This window comes from Vibrio algivorus, from assembly GCF_030161215.1.
GTDB lineage: Bacteria > Pseudomonadota > Gammaproteobacteria > Enterobacterales > Vibrionaceae > Vibrio > Vibrio algivorus.
Genome location: NZ_BSPV01000004.1, coordinates 1 through 19,506 on the forward strand (window position 1 = coordinate 1; position 19,506 = coordinate 19,506).

Below are 19,506 nucleotides of genomic sequence, written 5' to 3' on the forward strand. Positions count from 1 at the left end.
TTTAACTTGCCCTTCGGGAGCTTCATCCAAATCTCTTCTTTTTTATAAGAGATAGGCTGCGTCAGATTGGTTTGAAAGGTGTCTACATTCCTTCGCCAATCTTCCTTGCCTAAAGGTTTGGATGATAACTCTGAATTCTGCATCTTGAAGTCACTTGGGTATGACCCTTAAGCTTAGCTAAGATGCGAGCGTCTAAAGTATTTAGAATCGCAATCAAGCAACTTGGTGAAAATCCATGCGGAGGCACTCTTGGATAAAATTTTTATAGATGAAGCGGTATCAGAACTGCATACCCTTCAAGACATGATTCGTTGGACAGTGAGTCGATTTAATGCGGCTGGTCTGTTTTATGGTCATGGCACAGATAACTCGTGGGATGAGGCTGTGCAATTAATTCTTCCAACTTTATATTTACCAATTGATGTTCCGCCGCATGTATTGAATTCCCGTTTAATTACCAGCGAGCGTATGCGCATCGTTGAGCGTGTTATTCAGCGTATTAACGAACGCACCCCAACCGCATACTTAACCAATAAAGCATGGTTCTGTGGTCTTGAGTTTTATGTCGATGAGCGTGTACTTGTACCACGTTCACCAATCGGTGAGCTTATTCAACAGCAATTCCAGCCTTGGTTAATTGAAGAACCAACGCGCATTATGGATTTGTGTACTGGCAGTGGTTGTATCGCAATTGCTTGTGCCTATGCTTTTGAAAATGCAGAAGTGGATGCCGTCGATATTTCACTTGATGCGTTGGAAGTGGCCGAACAAAATATTCATGATCATGGCTTAGAACAGCAAGTGTACCCACTGCGTTCGGATCTCTTTAATGATATTCCGCAAGATAAATACAACATCATCGTGACCAATCCGCCGTATGTTGACCAAGAAGATATGGACAGTTTGCCGGAAGAGTTTAAGCATGAACCTGAATTAGGCTTAGCAGCAGGTAGCGATGGCTTGAAACTGATGCGCCGTATTTTAGCCGATGCCCCGGACTACTTAACCGATAATGGTATTTTGATTTGCGAAGTGGGTAACTCTATGGTGCATGTGATGGATCAATATCCGCAAGTCCCATTTACTTGGTTAGAATTTGAAAATGGTGGTCATGGTGTATTTCTATTAACTCGTGAACAACTAGTTGAACATGCTAGTGAGTTTTCAATTTATAAAAAATAGCCTTGATTAGCGATAGTTAAACTATGTAATGCCAACCTTTCTTTATTTGCGGTTGGCATTTTTATACCTGCCGCACTTGAGCATCAGCTCCAATTTGGTTGGGTATGTTAGGTGATTTCTGGCGAAGGCCACGATTATTTTTAAAAATAGGGTTTACAAGTTTAAGGCTTGACGACACTATCTATAAAAAGCAAAAGATTGATTAAGAGGGATTCATGGCAGGGAATAGTATTGGTCAGCATTTTCGAGTGACTACATTTGGCGAAAGCCACGGTAAAGCCTTAGGTTGTATTGTTGACGGTTGTCCTCCGGGATTACAAATATCAGAAGAAGATTTACAAAAAGATCTTGATCGTCGTCGTCCAGGTACTTCGCGTTATACCACCGCTCGTCGTGAACCCGATGAAGTGGAGATTCTTTCAGGCGTATTTGAAGGACAAACTACTGGAACTTCGATTGGTTTAATGATTAAAAACACCGATCAGCGTTCGAAAGATTATTCTGAAATTATGGATAAGTTCCGTCCTGGTCACGCTGATTATACCTACCATCAAAAATATGGTGTACGTGATTATCGTGGTGGTGGCCGTTCTTCCGCTCGTGAAACCGCTATGCGTGTCGCGGCAGGTGGTATTGCTAAAAAGTATTTAAAGCAAGAGTTTGGGATTGAAGTTCGCGCTTATTTATCACAAATGGGTGATGTGACGATTGATAAAGTCGATTGGGATGAAATTGAGAAAAACCCGTTCTTCTGTCCGGATGTTGATAAAGTTGATGCACTCGATGAGTTAATCCGTGACTTGAAAAAGCAAGGTGACTCTATTGGAGCAAAACTTTCTGTCGTCGCAACTAATGTGCCGGTTGGTTTAGGTGAGCCTATTTTTGACCGCTTAGATGCCGATATTGCGCATGCTTTAATGGGTATTAACGCAGTTAAAGGCGTTGAAATTGGTGATGGTTTCGCTGTTGCGAATCAAAAGGGTAGTCAACACCGTGATGAAATGACTCCACAAGGTTTTAAATCTAATCATGCAGGCGGTATATTAGGTGGTATTTCTTCTGGACAAGATATTGTTGCTAGCATTGCATTGAAGCCGACCTCAAGTATTACCGTTCCGGGTGAAACCATTAATCGCCAAGGTGAATCGACTACTTTAATTACTAAAGGTCGTCATGATCCATGTGTTGGTATTCGTGCTGTCCCGATTGCTGAAGCGATGTTGGCGATTGTGTTGATGGACCATTTATTAAGACATCGCGGTCAAAATCATGGGGTGGCAACAGAGACACCGACTATTTAATTAACTTAATTGTTTATACCCAAGTAACTCACGCCAAGCGCCTTGAAATGTATATATTTCAAGGCGCTTTTGTATGAAAAAAGAAACCTTACAGATTTCCAATGACTATACTCATTAAGAGTAGGAATAATCTTACTTTTAAGGGAGAAGTGAATTTGATGTATTCACTTGAAAAGGAGATGCTTGATGGGTGTTAGTCGTTTAGTCTTATCATGTTTTATCATTATTTTCCTGCTTGCGACCACAGGATGTGATAATAGTACTAGCAGTTTACCTTCTCAGTCGAGTCAAGAACCTATTCAGCCAGGCCACACAGTGAAGTTACCAGATGATAACCTTACTGGAGAAGACGATGGAGCGGATGAGGAGCCTAATGCTGAAGATAGTATTATCTTAACGGCGTTGACAGTCTCTCCAAGTAGCTCAACAGTTGCGACTAGTGAGCACGTTCAATTTCAAGCAACGGCTTCTTATTCTGATAACAGCTCCTCCATAGTGACAGATGAAGTGATCTGGGAAAGTGGTGATACTAACCTTATTTCCATATTAGATTCCGGGATAGGTACGGCCATCAGCGCCGGTAATACGTTGATTCGTGCAACATTAACACAAAGTGGTGTAACTAAATCATCAGAAGTAGCGGTAACAATTACTGGTCCAACTTTAGTGGCAATTACTGTGTCACCTAAAAAGTTTTTGCTACCTGCCTCAGTTAAAAAGCCACTGACAGCTATTGCTCAATACTCTGATGGCACAACTGAAAATATTACTGATCAAGTGATATGGAGTGCCTCTGCAACGACCTTAAATAATCCCTTTCCACCCATGGGTTCTGATCCTATCTTTGTGATAGTTGATGAAAATGGGGTGGTATTTTGTGATGAGTTTGACGGAGATGATGACCTCGACAATGACACGACTATTACCGCGACTTACCAAGGTATGCAAGATACCGCACAATTAACCGTTTTTGGTGCGGCTGTTGGAGCCATTAATGTTACCCCAACCGTGATCAGCTTAGAGAAAGGTTTTGTACAGCAGTTTACTGCAACTGCCTTGTTAGGTATGCAAGGGTTTGCAAGCTCAACCGATGTGACTCAAGTTTCTGGTGATAACTCTTATTACTCTGATTGGGGGTGGAGCTCTTCTGATCCTAGTGTTGTCAGTATTGATCGATTAACGGGTGTTGCCACAGTATTGAGGGCAACTGCTACTCCGGTTGAAATAACTTTCGATCGTGAGAATAGCTCGGGCTTTGCTATGTTGCAAATTAGCGATGTCACCCTTGAAAGCATAACGATAGAGCCATTGTCTAATCACTTACTTCAAGGTACGACAGAGCGTATTCAAATTCTGGCAAGCTACAGCAATGGTACAGTGAAAGATATTTCCGCACAGCCATTACTAACCTTATCAGCTAACGATGAAAGTATTATTAATATCATGGAAGACAATCAATTGTATGCTAATCAAGAGGGAGTCACCTCACTGGTTGCCAGTTTTGATGGTATTACTTCGGCACCAGTAGAAATAACAGTAGAAGATATCGCACTTGAAAGTATTTCTGTTGAGCCGACCAGCCTGTCATTAGCTAAAGGAACTTATGGTCAATTGATGGCAACCGCGACCTATAGCGATGGAACAATTCGCGATATTACTCGTCAAGCGAATTGGATAACCGCAGAATCTGATGCGGTGTCAGTTAATGGCTTTGGTAAAGTAATAACTAATGATATGCCTAGTAATGCTAATAGTGTTGAGGTAAGAGTGACATTTCGTGGCCATGGTTCTACGAGTAGCATTATGGTTAAAGATGTCGCTCCACTGGGGCTAGATGCATCAGTTGAGCCAACTCAATTATCAGTTGGTGAAAAGGGTAAAATTACCATTACCGCGACATTTGCTGATGGTACGAGCCAAGATGTCACTGAGTCAGCTTTTATAACTTCTTATTTTGCTCCTTTGACGGTGACAAGAGATGGAGTGATTGAAGCTTGGGTAGAAGGTGATTACTTTCTGATTTATGGCTATGGATTTTCGTATGGCTATACCAGCCCTGGTGTTTATGACGGTGTGGCGTTTGGCTACGATTATGGTTATGACATAGCCTTACCATCGGGAGGTTCTACACCTTTTGGTACCACTGAAATGGTAGTAGTTAGTAATCCATAACTATATGTAATTAGATAGTTTATTGTGTATGCCTGTCATGTTTTTGTGGGTTAGATTACCGCTTTGGTGAGTTATCAATTAATGGAAAGCAACAACAATGCCAGCAGAAGCACCTTTGCTGGCATTGCCTTTGTTTTATTTGACATTCAGGTAATATGACTTTTAATGCACCGAGCCTTCAACTTTGAGTTGGAATACTGGTAAGCGCCAATTAAAGCGAACCGAAGCCATACGTAGTAAATAGCCTGAAACTAGGCTCACAATAATCGTCATGTTTTCATCTACACCATAATGCTGTAGCAATAAATATAACCCTGCGACAACCATTGAAACAGAAGCATATAACTCTTGATGTAAAACTAATGGAGCTTGTCGACAAATTAAGTCACGCAATAGTCCTCCAAATACACCAGTTATGATGGCTGCCACGATACAAATACCAAAATGTAGTCCCATATTGATACCGACTTGGCAACCAATAATGCTAAAAGCGGCAAGACCTAATGCATCTAAGCGAATGAAAACGCCTTTAAATTTGACTACCCATTTCGCTAACCAAGTGGTTAAGATCCCCGCAAGGCAAGTGATCAATAAATACTCAGGATGTTTAACCCAAGTTAAAGGGTAATGGCCTAATAAAATGTCACGTACGCTACCGCCGCCGATTGCCGTAGCACTTGCCACCAACATCACGCCAAACCAGTCCATGTTTTTACGACCAGCACTTAATGCGCCGGTCATGGCTTCTGCTGTAATACCAATAATATAAATAATGCTTAATAACATGGCATTCTCACCGTTGTTAGGTCTGAAATAAGGGCGTGATTGTATGCGTTCTATAACAGGCTGGCGAATGAGAATTATCGTGATTTTTGGGCTTGATTGATTAGAAAAAATAATGGGTTTGCAATTTTGTTATGCTGGCTTTATAGGTGGGTTACATTTGAATCATCGAGTTGGGGGTGGCGAGACTTTACCTTACAGGTAAAAGTAAGGACAATAGCGGATATGTTCCTTTGTATGTTGTAATTAATTTAATGAGCTCTAATCAACATCGCCATACTCCAGAGGCGATTATTTCACTATTTAATCAGACTTTTTATCACTCCTATAACACTAAGTTGGTGCGTGGTGATGATGAGCCTATTTATTTACCTGCAGATGAGAATGTAGATTATCACCGCATTATTTTTGCTCATGGCTTTTTTGCTTCAGCCATGCATGAAATCGCGCATTGGTGTGTCGCAGGGCCTGAGCGCCGCTTATTAGAGGATTTTGGCTATTGGTATGAACCCGACGGTCGAACTGAGGAAGTGCAAGCTGAGTTTGAAAAAGTAGAAATACGTCCTCAGGCGTATGAATGGATATTATCAGTTAGTGCTGGCTTTCCATTTTCAGTGAGTTGTGACAATTTAAATGGTGATTTTGAACCAGACCGTTTAACGTTTATGGAGAAAGTTCATCAAGAAGTGATGCAAATTTTACAACAAGGATTACCAGTACGTGTTGCTATGTTATCGAATGCGTTACAATCACATTATCAAGTACCACCACTTAAAGCTGAGCAATTCGTCGTGGTTTAATTAGTCTGAATACAGTAGAGAGCAAGATGATTATACAATTGGAAGAAAAACTTCTGGAAGCTATTGACCAAACAGTGGCAACGGCATCTGACGATGAGTTGTTTGCTGGTGGTTATTTAAGAGGACACATCTCTCTTTCTGCTGCTGATTGTGAAGCAGAAAATGTTCAAGATGTTGAGGTGTTTAAGCAGCGCATTCAAGATAGTTTAGATCAAGCACGTAATGAACTCACGCCAGCAGATCAAGTGATTGTAGCCGATATGTGGCACTCGCTTAGCGCTAAAATTTAGTCGTTCTGATTTTTTGAACAAGTTGATATAGGAAGTTGTCTGGTAAGCGATGAGTAATATCGTAAAGTAATATCCATCGTAAACAACAACTAGTTTTGATAGGGAATAGTTATGAAAATTATCGCATTCGGTGCAAGTACAAGTTTTAATTCAATTAATAAAGCATTAGCCACTTATACCGCTAATCTTGTTGATGGTGCAGAAGTTGAAGTGTTAGATCTTAATGATTTCCCAGTTCCACTATTTAGTGAAGATACGGAAAAAGAAGTCGGTCGCCCAGACAGTGCTCAGGCTTACTTTGCAAAATTAGAAAGTGCCGATGCATTTGTGATTTCTTTTGCTGAGCATAACGGTACTTATACTGCAGCTTATAAAAACTTGTTTGATTGGGCATCTCGTATTAATCAACAAATGTTTGCTCATAAGCCCGCTGTTTATCTTTCAACTAGCCCAGGCCCTGGTGGCGCACAAAGTGTTTTAGCTCAAGCGGTTGGTTCAGCTGCTTTCTTTCACGCTGAAGTGAAAGCATCCGTTTCAGTACCAAGCTTTTATGATGTGTTTGATATGGAAAATGGCGAAGTGACGGATACTGACATTGCTAAGAAACTAGCGGATGCCGCGGCAAGTTTAAAAGCGTAATTCGCTTATTTGAACAGGCATCATGAAGGATATTAAAAAACGGGATGAACTGTGATGGTTCATCCCGTTTTTATATTGTGTAGTTTCTAGGGTCTGTTGACCTTTTGTGATTGTTTTTGCAGAGAATTGTTGGGTATTTGAACAAGGCAGAGACTAGATCACTCTTCAGTGATCGGTCGACCTTTTAGCATTTTTCGAACCCACATTCTTGCTGGATGAATTTTTTCTAATACTTCGAGTGGTAAGGGAAGTGGATCACCGGATATTTGTGAGGCCAGTACTTCGGCTAATAATGGCGCAGAGCACAACCCACGAGCACCTAGCCCCACCATACAAAATAAATTTGGATAATGCGGGATATCTGGCATTAAATCGGGGCGTTTACGTAGAATTTGTGGATCAAGTTTGGCGTAACTTTCTACAACAGGTTCGAATTTAAACACATTGCCAACAAAAGGTAGGTGATCTCGGGTGACACTGCGAATGCCTTGTCGAGAAAGGTTTTCACTGGTATCAACCTCATTCGGCCAGGATTGATTTGGTAAGCATTGCTTTAAACGCTCGCCGTTACTGAGTTGCGCTTCTGGATCAAATGCTTGATCGATATTATTTCTATCATAGCTTGCGCCAATACAATGATGACCGTTATTGGGATTTTGCGGAGTCATATAGCCGTCATAGCACAAGACGGTTTTGAGCTTACTCAACGATTCTGTCGTTGGGATATGGCTGACTTGTCCTTTCACCGACGTTGCCGCAATCGCTTTTAATTGCTCAAAGCGAGAAAATTGATGGCCGTTTGCAACGACTACCGATTGGTGTTGGAAATTCTTGTGTGAATGATGAAGTGTCCAAGTTTGCTCAGCTTCATCATAAGACAGCGATTCAATTCGAGTATTAAAATGAACCTCAACGTTTGGCTGCTGCCCGCTTTCTTGCTGTTCATTTTTTTGCTGCGATAGCTCATAAATAATCGCTTGTGTGAGTTGCTGCGGGCATAACCAGCCGCCAAGTGGGTAATGGATGCTTTCTTGGTCGATATCTAAACCGATGACTTGCTCTGTTTGTTCTGCGGTTAGACTATGCAGTAATTCCTGTGGGTAGTCATTAAGCAGCATTTTATCGAGCTTTTTCTTGGCTTTATCACTCCAAGCTAGTTGAGTGACACCACATAAGTCGTAATCAAATTCAAGTTGTTGAGCGGCTTGCTTAACCAATTGGCGGGCAAACAGAAAAGCCGGCGCAAAGAAACGATTGAGTGGTGATTCGGGCTCTGCAATGAGTGGATAAAGCGCTCCTTGTCGATTCCCTGAAGCACCTAACGCTGGTTTATTATCTTCACAATAAAGGCTAACGCTATGACCTCGACGATATAACGCTAACGCTAATGTGGCACTAGCAACTCCCCCACCGATAATTGCAATAGGTTGTAGGCGATCAAATTGATCGATAGGGTAACGTTGAAACCAAGGAGCAAAAGTGTTTTTGGCGAACGTCTGCTGTTTGGCTAATGACGGCTGTAATGTGCCAGCAATCATTTCACGTTTAGTACCAAAGCCTTTGACTTTTTTCATGTCAAATCCAGCTTCAATTAATCCACGACGGACAAACCCTGCTGCAGTAAACGTTGCACATGTTCCTCCAGCTTTGGTTAAGCGGGCCATGTGTTTAAACAAAGCATCATTCCACATATCTTGATTTTTACTTGGCGCAAAGCCATCTAAGAACCAAGCATTAACAAGGCCGGCTTCGGTTTGAGCGAGTTTTGGCAGATTGTCATGGATATCACCAAACCATAAGTCTAACGTGATCATGCCATCGGCGAGTATTAAACGATGACATTCTGGTACTGCAATAGGGTAGTGTGCTTGGAGTTGTTTCGCGTAGTCAGTAAGTTCTGGCCAAGCGGCATGAGCTTTAACCAGATCATCAATATGGACTGGGAACTTTTCGAAACTAATAAAATGTAATTGAGTTAATGGTGAATCAGGTTGGTTTTGCTTAAATGTTTCAAACTCTTTCCAAACCGCGAGAAAATTAAGCCCAGTACCAAACCCAGTTTCAGCAATAATGAAACGAGATTGAGAGGCTTGTTGCCAACGCATAGGTAGATGATTTTGCTGAATGAATACATAGCGGCTTTCTTCCAATCCATTAGCGTTCGAGAAGTAAACATCGTCAAATTGGTGGGAAACGGGAGTACCGGATTCATTCCAATCCAGTTGGGCATTTTTGATCACGCGGATATTACCTGTCATTTTGTATCAATTTGGAGCTATTATATACTCAAGTGATCTTAAAATGCAGAGTAGTTGGTGTTCTACTGATATAAGCAATGAAGTGTTGAGTTAAACTCAGCTTTCATCATGTCACGCTTTTCGTTAGCATGGCGATCAGGATCAACACACATGTTAAATCGGTTCGATAAACTGAAAGTAATGTAACCGATAGTGAATAAAATTTACTCACGAGAGTTAGGGTATCAAGGAAAGCTGACCACTTATTTTGTTAAGTCAGTTATCATTAAGCGATTTTTGAATTATAGGAACGTCACATGAAACGAGCCGTCATCACTGGCCTAGGCATTGTATCTAGTATTGGTAATAACGTAGAAGAAGTTTTAGCCTCTTTAAAAACAGGAAAATCTGGCATCACAGGTTCAGAGCAATTTAAAGAAGCGGGTCTACGCTCTCAAGTTTGGGGTGAGTTAAAAATCAACCCAAGTGAGCATATCGATCGTAAACAAATGCGCTTTATGGGTGATACCGCCTCTTTTGCCTACCTAGCTATGCAGCAAGCGATTGAAGATTCGAAGCTAACAGACGAGCAAGTCTCAAATGACCGCACTGGTCTAGTTGCTGGTTCTGGTGGTATTTCTTCTCAAAACCAAGTGGTTTCTGTCGATACTCTGCGTGAAAAAGGCGTTAAGCGTATTGGTCCATACATGGTCCCACGTACGATGGCATCATCAGTTTCTGCATGCCTTGCTACACCATTTAAAATTCGCGGTGTTAACTACAGCATCAGTTCTGCTTGTGCGACATCAGCACACTGTATCGGCCACGCACTTGAGCTTATTCAATTAGGTAAACAAGATGTTGTGTTTGCTGGCGGCGGTGAAGAGCTTCACTGGTCATCTGCAATGATGTTTGATGCGATGGGTGCACTTTCTACTAAGTATAATGAAACACCAGAACGTGCTTCTCGTACTTATGATGCAGACCGCGATGGTTTTGTTATTTCTGGTGGCGGCGGTATGGTCGTTATCGAAGAGCTAGAGCATGCACTTGCTCGTGGCGCAAAAATCTACGGCGAAATCGTAGGTTACGGCGCGACTTCTGATGGCTACGACATGGTAGCGCCATCAGGTGAAGGCGCAGTGCGTTGCATGAAGATGGCAATGCAAAATGTAGATGCTATCGACTACGTAAACACGCACGGCACTTCAACGCCAGTTGGTGATGTGAAAGAGCTTGGTGCAATCCAAGAAGTATTTGGTAAAGACAGCGGCGGCAAATGCCCTGCGATTTCTGCAACTAAAGCAATGACGGGTCACGCACTAGGTGCGGCAGGCGTTCATGAGGCAATTTACTCAACTTTAATGCTTGATAATAACTTCATTGCACCAAGCATTAACGTAGAAACGTTAGATCCAGCAGCTGAAGGTCTAGATATCGTAACAGCACCACGTGAACAAGAGCTGAAGACAGTCATGTCAAACAGCTTTGGTTTCGGTGGTACTAACGCAACATTAGTGATTAAAAAATACGAAGCTTAATTCTCTTCGTAATTGAAGCTGCAGCTTTGTCGACGGCGTTTATTCGCCCCAATCACTTAGGCTAGCTAAGCTCATGGGGACTTATTCACTTGTCCCTTCACTGCAACTCCAATTACTTTGAGAATAATCGCGACATTTAGAGTAAATAATCCTCGGCTTCGGTCGGGGATTTTTTTATTATTAAAGAAATTAGTTGTTCATGAGTGTAAAAAATGAAAATAGTCATTGATGAGAATATGCCGTATGCCGAAGCCTTGTTTAGCCAATTAGGGGAGGTTGAGATGAAATCAGGGCGCAATATAAGCGCTGATGATTTAATTGGGGTAGATGCATTAATGATTCGCTCTGTGACCAAAGTGAATGCAGAATTATTAGCCAAAGCAGATCGCTTGAAGTTTGTCGGTACGGCTACTGCAGGCATGGATCATGTGGATCAAGAATTGTTAGCAAACAAGGGCATTACATTCAGCGCAGCACCAGGTTGTAATAAAGTTGGAGTAGCGGAATATGTCATTAGCTCTTTACTGGTGATAGCTCAGCAACAAGGTTTCTCTATATTCGATAAAACGGTGGGAATCATCGGTGCAGGTCAAGTGGGCAGTTATCTGGCGCAATGTCTGCAGGCTATTGGCATTAAAGTACTACTCAATGATCCCCCGAAGCAAGCCCAAGGTGATGAACGAGACTTTGTGGATTTAGATACGTTACTCGAACAATCCGATGTTATTTCACTCCATACCCCGATCAATCAAACAGGGCAGTGGCCAACACATCATCTTCTTGGTGAGCTAGAATTAAACCAATTACGTGGCGATCAAATTTTAATTAATGCTGCTCGTGGCCCAGTGGTGGATAATCAGGCTTTAAAAGTACGCTTGCAACAAGCCGATGGTTTTACCGCGGTTTTGGATGTATTTGAACCTGAACCGAATGTAGATTTAGAACTGTTACCTTTACTGACGTTTGCTACGCCACACATTGCAGGCTATGGTCTGGAAGGGAAAGCGCGCGGTACTACAATGATCTTTAATCGTTTTTGCGAATTTCTTGGGGTAAATAACCGAGCAAATCCAGATGAGTTATTACCAACGGCCCCCGTACCTATGGTTGATTTATCAGCAGGCTGGACCGAAGATAGTAAGAAAAACCAAGCATTACTGCACAATTTAACTCAGTTGATTTATGATGTGCGCCATGATGATGCGGTTTTTCGTCGAGAGATTGCTCAAACAGAACCTGTAATCCAGGCTCAAGCCTTTGATGCTATGAGAAAAGACTATTGGGATCGGCGCGAATACAGCGCAATAACCTTAGCCATGCATCAAGAATCGAAAGTCGAACTGACGCCTTTTTATCATTTAGGGTTTAAGCGCGCTTAATCAAGTGTATTTAAATCTTCAATATGCTCCATATTTAAATTGAGGTTTTCATGAGTCAAGAATTTAACGTTGCAATTTTTGGTGCAACTGGTGCCGTTGGTGAAACTATGCTTGAAGTATTACAAGAGCGTAAGTTTCCAGTCGGTGATCTTTATTTACTCGCTAGTGAGCGTAGTGAAGGGAAGACTTATCGCTTCAATGGTAAAACAATTCGTGTTCAAAATGTCGAAGACTTTGATTGGTCACAAGTGCATATCGCTTTATTTTCAGCTGGTGGGGAATTATCAGCAAAATGGGCGCCTATCGCAGCTGATGAAGGCGTAGTCGTGATTGATAACACTTCTGAGTTTCGTTACGAATTTGATGTGCCACTTGTTGTGCCTGAAGTGAACCCTGAAGCCATTGCCGAATTTAGAAATCGCAATATTATTGCCAACCCAAATTGCTCTACTATCCAAATGTTAGTGGCGTTAAAACCAATACATGATGCAGTTGGCATTGAGCGTATCAACGTTGCAACCTATCAGTCGGTTTCTGGTGCTGGCAAAAAAGGTATCGATGAATTGGCAGGTCAAACCGCTAAATTATTGAACGGTTTACCAGTAGAGAAAGATGCCTTTACTCAGCAAATTGCATTTAACTGTATTCCGCAAATTGATGTGATGATGGACAATGGCTACACCAAAGAAGAAATGAAAATGGTGTGGGAAACTCAGAAGATTTTCAACGATCCATCTATTCAAATAAATCCTACTTGTGTACGTGTACCGGTATTTTACGGTCATGCTGAATCTCTACATATTGAAACTCAAACACCAATCGATGCTGAGCAAGTTATGGATATGCTAGAGCAAATGGAAGGTGTGGAGGTGTTCCGTGGAATAGATTATCCAACCCAAGTCCGTGATGCTGGCGGTAAAGATACCGTAATGGTTGGACGTGTACGAAATGATATCAGCCACCACAGTGGTATTAATATGTGGGTTGTTGCCGATAATGTACGTAAAGGCGCAGCAACCAACGCGGTACAAATTGCCGAAGTGTTGATTCGAGATTATTTCTAACAGTGATACTCAAGTAGTATCAAGACACGAAATTGAATTAAGCCCTATACTGAAAAGTGAGGGCTTTTTTTGATCTCGTTATCAATAATTTTTTTAACGGTTCGAATTTAATAGTGAGATCATTTTATTCGATAAAAAACAGTAATAAATGGCGGTTTTTAATAAGCTAAGATGAGCACTTATTTGTTGGAGTTGGTATTGTTATCCTATATATTTAAATTTATTGATTAAACCTTTGGATTAGCCGAACTTTTATGCGCCGTACATTCAAACATTTCATTGCTCCTGCCATGCTACTTCTTGTAACCCAAATTTCGGTTGCTTGTGCTGATGACAGCAGAGTTACAATGGAGCCGTCAAGCCATGTACCTGCGCAGCCTATTTCGGATATCACGGCATTTGAACCTACTGAAGATATCGCATCAATCTATGGACCGACTAGCGAGGATGAAACATTATGGTCAATTGCTAAAGACTATCGTCCTAGTAAGAGTGTTTCGGTTGCACAAACGGTATTAGCAACTTATAAGTTGAATCAGAAAGCGTTTGAAGATCATAATATTCATGGCTTAATCCCTGGGAGTGTATTACGTTTACCGACACTTAAAGCGATAGAAAAAGAGTCAACCCAAGAAGCCGTCGAGATTATTCGTCGTGAAAAATTGCGACCAGTTCCGTCACAAGTAGATAAATCGCTCCAACCCCCTAAACCGGCAACATTAGCAGACTACCCATCAACACAACCTTCTCCAGATTTATCTAACCACGATAATACGAAAACTTTGAATGAACATTTGAATGGGAAACAGCAAGTAACCTCTGATGAACAATCAGAATCGGTTATTCCGGTTGATGATCAAGCGACCACTGAATCACAGCAGACTATCAACTCACAACAGGCAGCGGATACCCAAACGGATGCTGAGCAGGTTGAGTTGACTCAAGTTGAAGCGATGAATAACCGTCTAACTTCAGAGTTAGATAAAATACAGCAGCAGCTTAATGAACTGAAAACCTCGCTGAAAGCGGGTGAACAAAGTCGTCTTCAAATTAATGAAGCAGAAACTCAGTCGACTTCAATTGATACGCCTCAAGCGTTTATACGTATAGCCAATCAACACCCGTGGCTGTGGGTTATTATTTTATTACCGCTAGTGCTAATCTTATTTATTATTCGTCTACTATTCTCTCGCCAACCTAAGCGTAGTGAGGAATTAGAGCGTCTAGTCGCCCCTCAAGAAAAAATCGAACCAGCGATGCTAGTGGTTGACACTGGATCTACACAACCACAAGCTTCTTCAGAAACAGAAACAGAAACAGAAACAGAAACAGAAACAGAAACAGAAACAGAAACAGAAACAGAAACAGAAATGTTTGAATTTTCTGACGATGAGTTACCCGAATATGGTGAGGAAGAAGCACGTCACGATGCTGATACAGAGCCTCAGGCTTTTGAAGCAGATATCCCGGCTGTAGATGAACGTATTATTGAAGATGATATTGCCAACCATAAGTTTGATGATGTACTGGTGTTTGACCTCAATAGTGCAGAAAAAACAGACAATAAAGATGATGCCGATTTAACTGAAAATAACTTTGCTGAAACGACAACTTCCTCTTATGTTGGACATCAAGTAACACAAGATTTTGAACATGTCGACTCGGGTAATCTAGATCTAGAGCAGCAAGAAGAGCCAGATCTTGATGTTGGGTTGGATGATTTCCCTGATGTACTAGGTGATGTAAATAATTTTGATGTTGATATCAATGCAGAAATGAATAGTAACCTTGATTTAGCTAAAGTTTTTCTTGAAATGGGCGATGAGCGCACCGCGATTAAATTATTAAAAACGGTGATCTCAAAAGGTGATGAAGCATTGCAGGCTGAAGCGAATAAGCTGTTATCTTCAATTTAAATAAAGTGATTACATTCCTTCACCAATCTTCCTTGCTTAAAGATTTGGATGATAGTGCTGGTTTTGCATCTTGAAGTCACTTGGGTATATACTTTGCGGCCGTTTTATTTGTGGATTAAGAGTGATTTCAGATGCGTATTGCGTTAGGTGTTGAATACGATGGTAGCAAGTTATTCGGCTGGCAAAGACAAAAAGATGTGCCTAGTGTGCAAGAGCATTTAGAAAAAGCGCTTTCTGTTGTAGCGAACCATCCTGTAGAAATCCAATGTGCTGGTCGTACAGATGCTGGCGTTCATGGTACCGGACAAGTTGTTCACTTTGATACTACAGCGTCAAGAAAGCTTGTTGCTTGGACGATGGGAGTTAATGCCAATCTCCCTAGTAATATTGCGGTGAGATGGGCCCATGAAGTGTCTGATGAATTTCATGCACGTTTTAGTGCTACAGCGCGCCGTTACCGTTACATTATTTTTAATAACGCCTTTCGACCAGGAATCTTACATTCTGGGGTAAGTCATTATCACAATCCTCTAGATGCAGAAAAAATGCACCAAGCAGGCCAGTTTCTATTGGGTGAAAATGACTTTACTTCTTTTAGAGCAGTACATTGCCAATCACTCAGCCCTTGGCGAAATGTGATGCATTTGAATGTGTCTAGAATGGGCCAGTATGTGATAGTCGATATTAAAGCCAATGCTTTCGTTCATCACATGGTGCGTAATATTGTTGGTAGCTTAATCAAAGTGGGAACCGGTGATGAAAATCCTGAATGGATCGCTTGGTTGCTTGAACAAAAAGATCGCAGCCTAGCAGGGGCAACGGCAAAAGCCGAAGGTTTGTATCTGGTGGATGTTGATTACCCTGAAAGTTTTCACTTACCTAATGTTGCGATTGGGCCACTATTTTTACCTGCTGATTAACAATATTCTTCGTACTTGAAGTTGCAGCTTTGTTGATGGAATGTATTCGCCCAATTCGAATAGATTACAGTCTGCCGACCTTTTGTGATGAGAGATATACCAAGTAACCCCCATATAGATTAGGGTGGATTTTTTTCACATTATTATTACACTAACGTTAATCAGTACTTATATATTGATATCTTTAGTGTATAAAAGCTTGAGTGGTTTAATTTTCATCAAAATTTGATGTTTATTTCAGCGGCTAAATATAGGTACAACCAGTTTTTTATCTACAGTGCGGGTATTATGTGTTTTAATCTCCTCGCATTTATTTCTCAAATTCTCATCCTTTGCATACAGCGAGGGATCTAGCTAAAAGGTCTTCCCATGAGTTGGCTTGAAAAAATTTTTACAACTACAAATATTGTTAATACACGTAAAGCGTCTATTCCGGAAGGGATTTGGACCAAATGTACTTCTTGTGAGCAAGTATTATATCAAGCAGAAGTAGAGCGTAATTTAGAAGTTTGCCCAAAGTGTGACCATCATATGCGTATGAAAGGTCGTCGTCGTTTAGAGACATTTTTAGATCAAGGTACAACAGTTGAAATTGGCCAAGAATTTGAGCCGAAAGATAAACTGAAGTTTAAAGACTCTAAACGTTATAAAGACCGTATCACTGCAGCTCAAAAATCGAGTGGTGAAACCGAAGCGTTAATTGCTATGAAAGGTGAGCTTTTAGGCATGCCTTTAGTCGCTTGTGCGTTTGAGTTTTCATTCATGGGCGGTTCAATGGGCTCTGTTGTCGGTGCACGTTTTGTTCGTGCGGTTGATGAAGCGATTGCTAATAACTGTGGCTTAGTGTGTTTTTCTGCAAGTGGCGGTGCCCGTATGCAAGAGGCATTAATGTCTTTGATGCAAATGGCAAAAACCAGTGCAGCACTTGAGCGTCTATCGCAAAAAGGCTTACCATTTATTTCGGTAATGACAGACCCTACTTATGGTGGTGTGTCGGCAAGTTTAGCGATGTTAGGTGATATTAATATCGGTGAGCCGAAAGCTATTATTGGTTTTGCTGGTCGTCGTGTTATCGAACAAACAGTTCGTGAAAACTTACCTGAAGATTTCCAAACGAGTGAATTCTTACTCGATCACGGTGCAATTGACATGATTGTTGATCGCCGTGAAATGCGTCAGCGCATCGCAGGTCTTGTTGCTAAGATGACTAATTATCAATCACCACTCGTGGTTTCGGTTGATGATGAGTCATCTTATGAAGTACCAGTTGCTGATAAGAAATAATCCTCATTAACGTTACTGGTATAGTGCCAAGGCAGCAAATAAATGATACCTTATCTTTACTTAAGTGAAGATGTAATGAGTCATGCGTTTAATGAGTAAACATAATTCTCCTGAAGCCACATCACCTTTGTCGATGTGGCTTCATTATTTAGAAAATATCCATACCAGTGCCATCGATCTTGGCTTAGAGCGGGTAAACAAAGTCGCTCAATCTGCAAATTTAACCAAGCCTGCCCCTAAAGTGATCACCGTTGCTGGTACTAATGGCAAAGGTTCGACTTGTGCATTGATGGAAGCGATCTTACTTGATGCAGGTTATCGTGTCGGTGTCTACAGTTCTCCCCATCTCATCAATTATAATGAACGTGTACGTATTAACGGTCATGATGTGAGTGACGGTCTCTTAACTCAATCCTTTGATTTTATTGAGCGTAGCCGCAATGATATCAGCTTGAGCTTTTTTGAATTTGGAACACTTGCCGCTTTACGAATTTTTCAAACTGAACAAGTTGATGTTGTCTTACTTGAGGTAGGATTAGGTGGTCGATTAGATGCAACGAATGTCGTTGAACATGATGTATCAGTGATCACCAGTTTAGCAATCGACCATGTTGATTGGTTAGGTAGTGATATCAATGTTATTGGTTTTGAGAAAGCGGGCATCTTCCGTTCAGGTAAACCGGCGATTTGTGGTCAACCAAAATCACCTCCTACTGTTGCAGCACATGCTGATGATATTGGAGCAGAGTTTTATCAAGTTGGATTGCAGTTTAACTATCAAGTTATCGATGAAGATCGTCAATTATGGCGTTGGCAATCGGGTGGTTTTGATCTAGATGAATTACCTATTCCATCTTTACCGCTAGCCAATGCCGCGACTGCGTTAATGGCTCTGAGTGCATCTGGGTTAGAGTTAACGGATATTAATGTCGTTAATGGTTTAAAAGCCGCCCGTCTTGCTGGTCGTATGCAGTTATTATCTTCACAACCAACTATTTTATTGGATGTTGCACATAATCCACATTCGGCACAGTATTTAGTTGAACAATTAACAAAGCAGTATTTAGGTAAGTCGGTACGAGCAGTCGTGGCGATGCTACACGATAAAGATATTACGAGTACATTGCAGACTCTGGCTCCTATGGTAAAACATTGGTATCCGGCTTCATTGCATGGGCCTCGTGCCGCCAAAGTAGATGAACTTATTGAACATCTACCTTGTTATGAAGGCAGCTATGAAACGCCTGTAGATGCATTTATTCAAGCGTATGAACACGTTACAGAAGATGAAGTATTGCTTGTAGTAGGTTCTTTCCATACGGTAGGGGAAGTTCTGAATTACTGGCAACAAAAAAATGATAAGTAAACAAATAAGAGGACGTCAAAATGGCGAGTAAATTTCAAAGCCGTTTGATTGGTACCGTGATTCTTGTCGCGATTGGTGTCATTGTTTTGCCTGATGTTTTTGATGGGCAGAAAGAGCATTACAAGGAAGAGTTTGCGGCAATTCCGATTAAACCTACGGATGACGTAAGTCAGGCTTCAACCTCGGAAAATGTGAAAAAGCCCGTTGAACTTGATGTTGCTTTACCAGAGGAACCCGTGACGGTAACCGTCGATGAAGCGCCAAAATCAGAGTCAGTCAAATCAGTAACGGTAAAAGCTGAGCCTGAAGCAAAGCCACAACCTAAGCCGGTAGTTACCAAACCTGCACCAGTTCGCGAGAAAAACCAATATAGTGATAATGCATGGATCATTCAATTGGTGGCGCTTAGTAATAAAGATAATGCCCAAAAGTTGGTGGCTGATTTACAAAAACGCGGATTTCAAGCACATCTAAAACAAGATGGTAAGCTATCTCGAGTTATTATTGGTCCTGATGTTTCTAAAGAAAAGATGGAACAACAGATTGATAAGCTGCAAGAAATTACAAGTTTAAAAGGTCAATTGCAGACTTTTAAGCCACTTAATCAATAAGAAAACGTTTGCGTAGCGTAT

The 19,506-nt window shown here is 41.3% G+C and carries 16 protein-coding genes; 14 read left to right on the plus strand and 2 right to left on the minus strand.

Annotated features, from left to right (window positions below; genetic code table 11):
- Positions 1 to 249 precede the first annotated feature (249 nt).
- From prmB to QQJ93_RS05635, 3 genes are all read left to right on the plus strand, one after another.
- Positions 250 to 1,182 carry a 50S ribosomal protein L3 N(5)-glutamine methyltransferase gene (gene prmB / locus QQJ93_RS05625; protein WP_089123560.1) on the plus strand — a complete coding sequence of 311 codons (933 nt, stop codon included), beginning with the start codon at positions 250 to 252 and terminating at the stop codon, positions 1,180 to 1,182.
- A gap of 215 nt (positions 1,183 to 1,397) precedes the next feature.
- Entirely contained in the window at positions 1,398 to 2,483 is a 1,086-nt protein-coding gene (gene aroC, locus QQJ93_RS05630) for a chorismate synthase (RefSeq protein WP_089122582.1), read from the plus strand.
- 186 nt (positions 2,484 to 2,669) lie between these two features.
- Positions 2,670 to 4,655: an Ig-like domain-containing protein gene (locus QQJ93_RS05635; RefSeq protein WP_089122583.1), complete on the plus strand. Its 1,986-nt coding sequence runs from the start codon at positions 2,670 to 2,672 to the stop codon at positions 4,653 to 4,655.
- 162 nt (positions 4,656 to 4,817) lie between these two features.
- Here QQJ93_RS05635 and QQJ93_RS05640 read toward each other — a convergent pair whose 3' ends face one another.
- Positions 4,818 to 5,441 (minus strand): trimeric intracellular cation channel family protein, encoded by a 624-nt coding sequence (locus QQJ93_RS05640; RefSeq protein ID WP_089122584.1) that lies wholly within the window; start codon positions 5,439 to 5,441, stop codon positions 4,818 to 4,820.
- A gap of 251 nt (positions 5,442 to 5,692) precedes the next feature.
- Between QQJ93_RS05640 and QQJ93_RS05645 the strand changes: the two genes are divergently transcribed.
- The 3 genes from QQJ93_RS05645 (at position 5,693) to QQJ93_RS05655 (ending at position 7,167) form a co-directional block, all read left to right on the plus strand.
- Positions 5,693 to 6,238 carry an elongation factor P hydroxylase gene (locus QQJ93_RS05645; RefSeq protein WP_089122585.1) on the plus strand — a complete coding sequence of 182 codons (546 nt, stop codon included), beginning with the start codon at positions 5,693 to 5,695 and terminating at the stop codon, positions 6,236 to 6,238.
- A gap of 26 nt (positions 6,239 to 6,264) precedes the next feature.
- Positions 6,265 to 6,528 (plus strand): YfcL family protein, encoded by a 264-nt coding sequence (locus QQJ93_RS05650; RefSeq protein ID WP_089122586.1) that lies wholly within the window; start codon positions 6,265 to 6,267, stop codon positions 6,526 to 6,528.
- A 111-nt stretch (positions 6,529 to 6,639) separates the two neighbouring features.
- Positions 6,640 to 7,167, plus strand: coding sequence for an NADPH-dependent FMN reductase (locus QQJ93_RS05655; RefSeq protein WP_089122587.1), 528 nt, complete (start codon positions 6,640 to 6,642; stop codon positions 7,165 to 7,167).
- A gap of 158 nt (positions 7,168 to 7,325) precedes the next feature.
- On the opposite strand, the gene mnmC is transcribed toward QQJ93_RS05655, so the two are convergent.
- Positions 7,326 to 9,425 carry a bifunctional tRNA (5-methylaminomethyl-2-thiouridine)(34)-methyltransferase MnmC2/FAD-dependent 5-carboxymethylaminomethyl-2-thiouridine(34) oxidoreductase MnmC1 gene (gene mnmC / locus QQJ93_RS05660; RefSeq protein ID WP_089122588.1) on the minus strand — a complete coding sequence of 700 codons (2,100 nt, stop codon included), beginning with the start codon at positions 9,423 to 9,425 and terminating at the stop codon, positions 7,326 to 7,328.
- Positions 9,426 to 9,721: 296 nt separating this feature from the next.
- On the opposite strand from mnmC, the gene fabB reads away from it, so the two are divergent.
- The 8 genes from fabB to QQJ93_RS05700 all read left to right on the plus strand — a co-directional run bounded on the left by fabB (position 9,722) and on the right by QQJ93_RS05700 (position 19,485).
- Positions 9,722 to 10,945 carry a beta-ketoacyl-ACP synthase I gene (gene fabB / locus QQJ93_RS05665; protein ID WP_089122589.1) on the plus strand — a complete coding sequence of 408 codons (1,224 nt, stop codon included), beginning with the start codon at positions 9,722 to 9,724 and terminating at the stop codon, positions 10,943 to 10,945.
- Between the two features lie 212 nt (positions 10,946 to 11,157).
- Positions 11,158 to 12,324: a 4-phosphoerythronate dehydrogenase gene (locus tag QQJ93_RS05670; protein ID WP_089122590.1), complete on the plus strand. Its 1,167-nt coding sequence runs from the start codon at positions 11,158 to 11,160 to the stop codon at positions 12,322 to 12,324.
- A 50-nt stretch (positions 12,325 to 12,374) separates the two neighbouring features.
- On the plus strand, positions 12,375 to 13,388 hold the full coding sequence (locus tag QQJ93_RS05675; protein ID WP_089122591.1) for an aspartate-semialdehyde dehydrogenase: 1,014 nt from the start codon (positions 12,375 to 12,377) through the stop codon (positions 13,386 to 13,388).
- A 254-nt stretch (positions 13,389 to 13,642) separates the two neighbouring features.
- Positions 13,643 to 15,304: a FimV/HubP family polar landmark protein gene (locus tag QQJ93_RS05680; RefSeq protein WP_089122592.1), complete on the plus strand. Its 1,662-nt coding sequence runs from the start codon at positions 13,643 to 13,645 to the stop codon at positions 15,302 to 15,304.
- A 131-nt stretch (positions 15,305 to 15,435) separates the two neighbouring features.
- Complete coding sequence (truA, locus tag QQJ93_RS05685; protein ID WP_089122593.1) at positions 15,436 to 16,224, plus strand: tRNA pseudouridine(38-40) synthase TruA; 789 nt, start codon at positions 15,436 to 15,438, stop codon at positions 16,222 to 16,224.
- A 369-nt stretch (positions 16,225 to 16,593) separates the two neighbouring features.
- Entirely contained in the window at positions 16,594 to 17,508 is a 915-nt protein-coding gene (gene accD / locus QQJ93_RS05690; protein WP_089122594.1) for an acetyl-CoA carboxylase, carboxyltransferase subunit beta, read from the plus strand.
- Positions 17,509 to 17,599: 91 nt separating this feature from the next.
- On the plus strand, positions 17,600 to 18,874 hold the full coding sequence (gene folC / locus QQJ93_RS05695; RefSeq protein WP_089123561.1) for a bifunctional tetrahydrofolate synthase/dihydrofolate synthase: 1,275 nt from the start codon (positions 17,600 to 17,602) through the stop codon (positions 18,872 to 18,874).
- 20 nt (positions 18,875 to 18,894) lie between these two features.
- Complete coding sequence (locus QQJ93_RS05700) at positions 18,895 to 19,485, plus strand: SPOR domain-containing protein (protein WP_089122595.1); 591 nt, start codon at positions 18,895 to 18,897, stop codon at positions 19,483 to 19,485.
- Positions 19,486 to 19,506: the final 21 nt, after the last annotated feature.

What these genes read in the sequence shown, in the direction of transcription:
- aroC (WP_089122582.1), top strand. Translation starts at nt 1,398, where the DNA reads ATGGCAGGGAATAGTATTGGTCAGCATTTTCGAGTGACTACATTTGGC.
- QQJ93_RS05635 (WP_089122583.1), top strand. Translation starts at nt 2,670, where the DNA reads ATGGGTGTTAGTCGTTTAGTCTTATCATGTTTTATCATTATTTTCCTG.
- QQJ93_RS05640 (WP_089122584.1), bottom strand. Translation starts at nt 5,441, where the DNA reads ATGTTATTAAGCATTATTTATATTATTGGTATTACAGCAGAAGCCATG.
- QQJ93_RS05645 (WP_089122585.1), top strand. Translation starts at nt 5,693, where the DNA reads ATGAGCTCTAATCAACATCGCCATACTCCAGAGGCGATTATTTCACTA.
- QQJ93_RS05650 (WP_089122586.1), top strand. Translation starts at nt 6,265, where the DNA reads ATGATTATACAATTGGAAGAAAAACTTCTGGAAGCTATTGACCAAACA.
- QQJ93_RS05655 (WP_089122587.1), top strand. Translation starts at nt 6,640, where the DNA reads ATGAAAATTATCGCATTCGGTGCAAGTACAAGTTTTAATTCAATTAAT.
- mnmC (WP_089122588.1), bottom strand. Translation starts at nt 9,425, where the DNA reads ATGACAGGTAATATCCGCGTGATCAAAAATGCCCAACTGGATTGGAAT.
- fabB (WP_089122589.1), top strand. Translation starts at nt 9,722, where the DNA reads ATGAAACGAGCCGTCATCACTGGCCTAGGCATTGTATCTAGTATTGGT.
- QQJ93_RS05670 (WP_089122590.1), top strand. Translation starts at nt 11,158, where the DNA reads ATGAAAATAGTCATTGATGAGAATATGCCGTATGCCGAAGCCTTGTTT.
- QQJ93_RS05675 (WP_089122591.1), top strand. Translation starts at nt 12,375, where the DNA reads ATGAGTCAAGAATTTAACGTTGCAATTTTTGGTGCAACTGGTGCCGTT.
- QQJ93_RS05680 (WP_089122592.1), top strand. Translation starts at nt 13,643, where the DNA reads ATGCGCCGTACATTCAAACATTTCATTGCTCCTGCCATGCTACTTCTT.
- truA (WP_089122593.1), top strand. Translation starts at nt 15,436, where the DNA reads ATGCGTATTGCGTTAGGTGTTGAATACGATGGTAGCAAGTTATTCGGC.
- accD (WP_089122594.1), top strand. Translation starts at nt 16,594, where the DNA reads ATGAGTTGGCTTGAAAAAATTTTTACAACTACAAATATTGTTAATACA.
- folC (WP_089123561.1), top strand. Translation starts at nt 17,600, where the DNA reads ATGAGTAAACATAATTCTCCTGAAGCCACATCACCTTTGTCGATGTGG.
- QQJ93_RS05700 (WP_089122595.1), top strand. Translation starts at nt 18,895, where the DNA reads ATGGCGAGTAAATTTCAAAGCCGTTTGATTGGTACCGTGATTCTTGTC.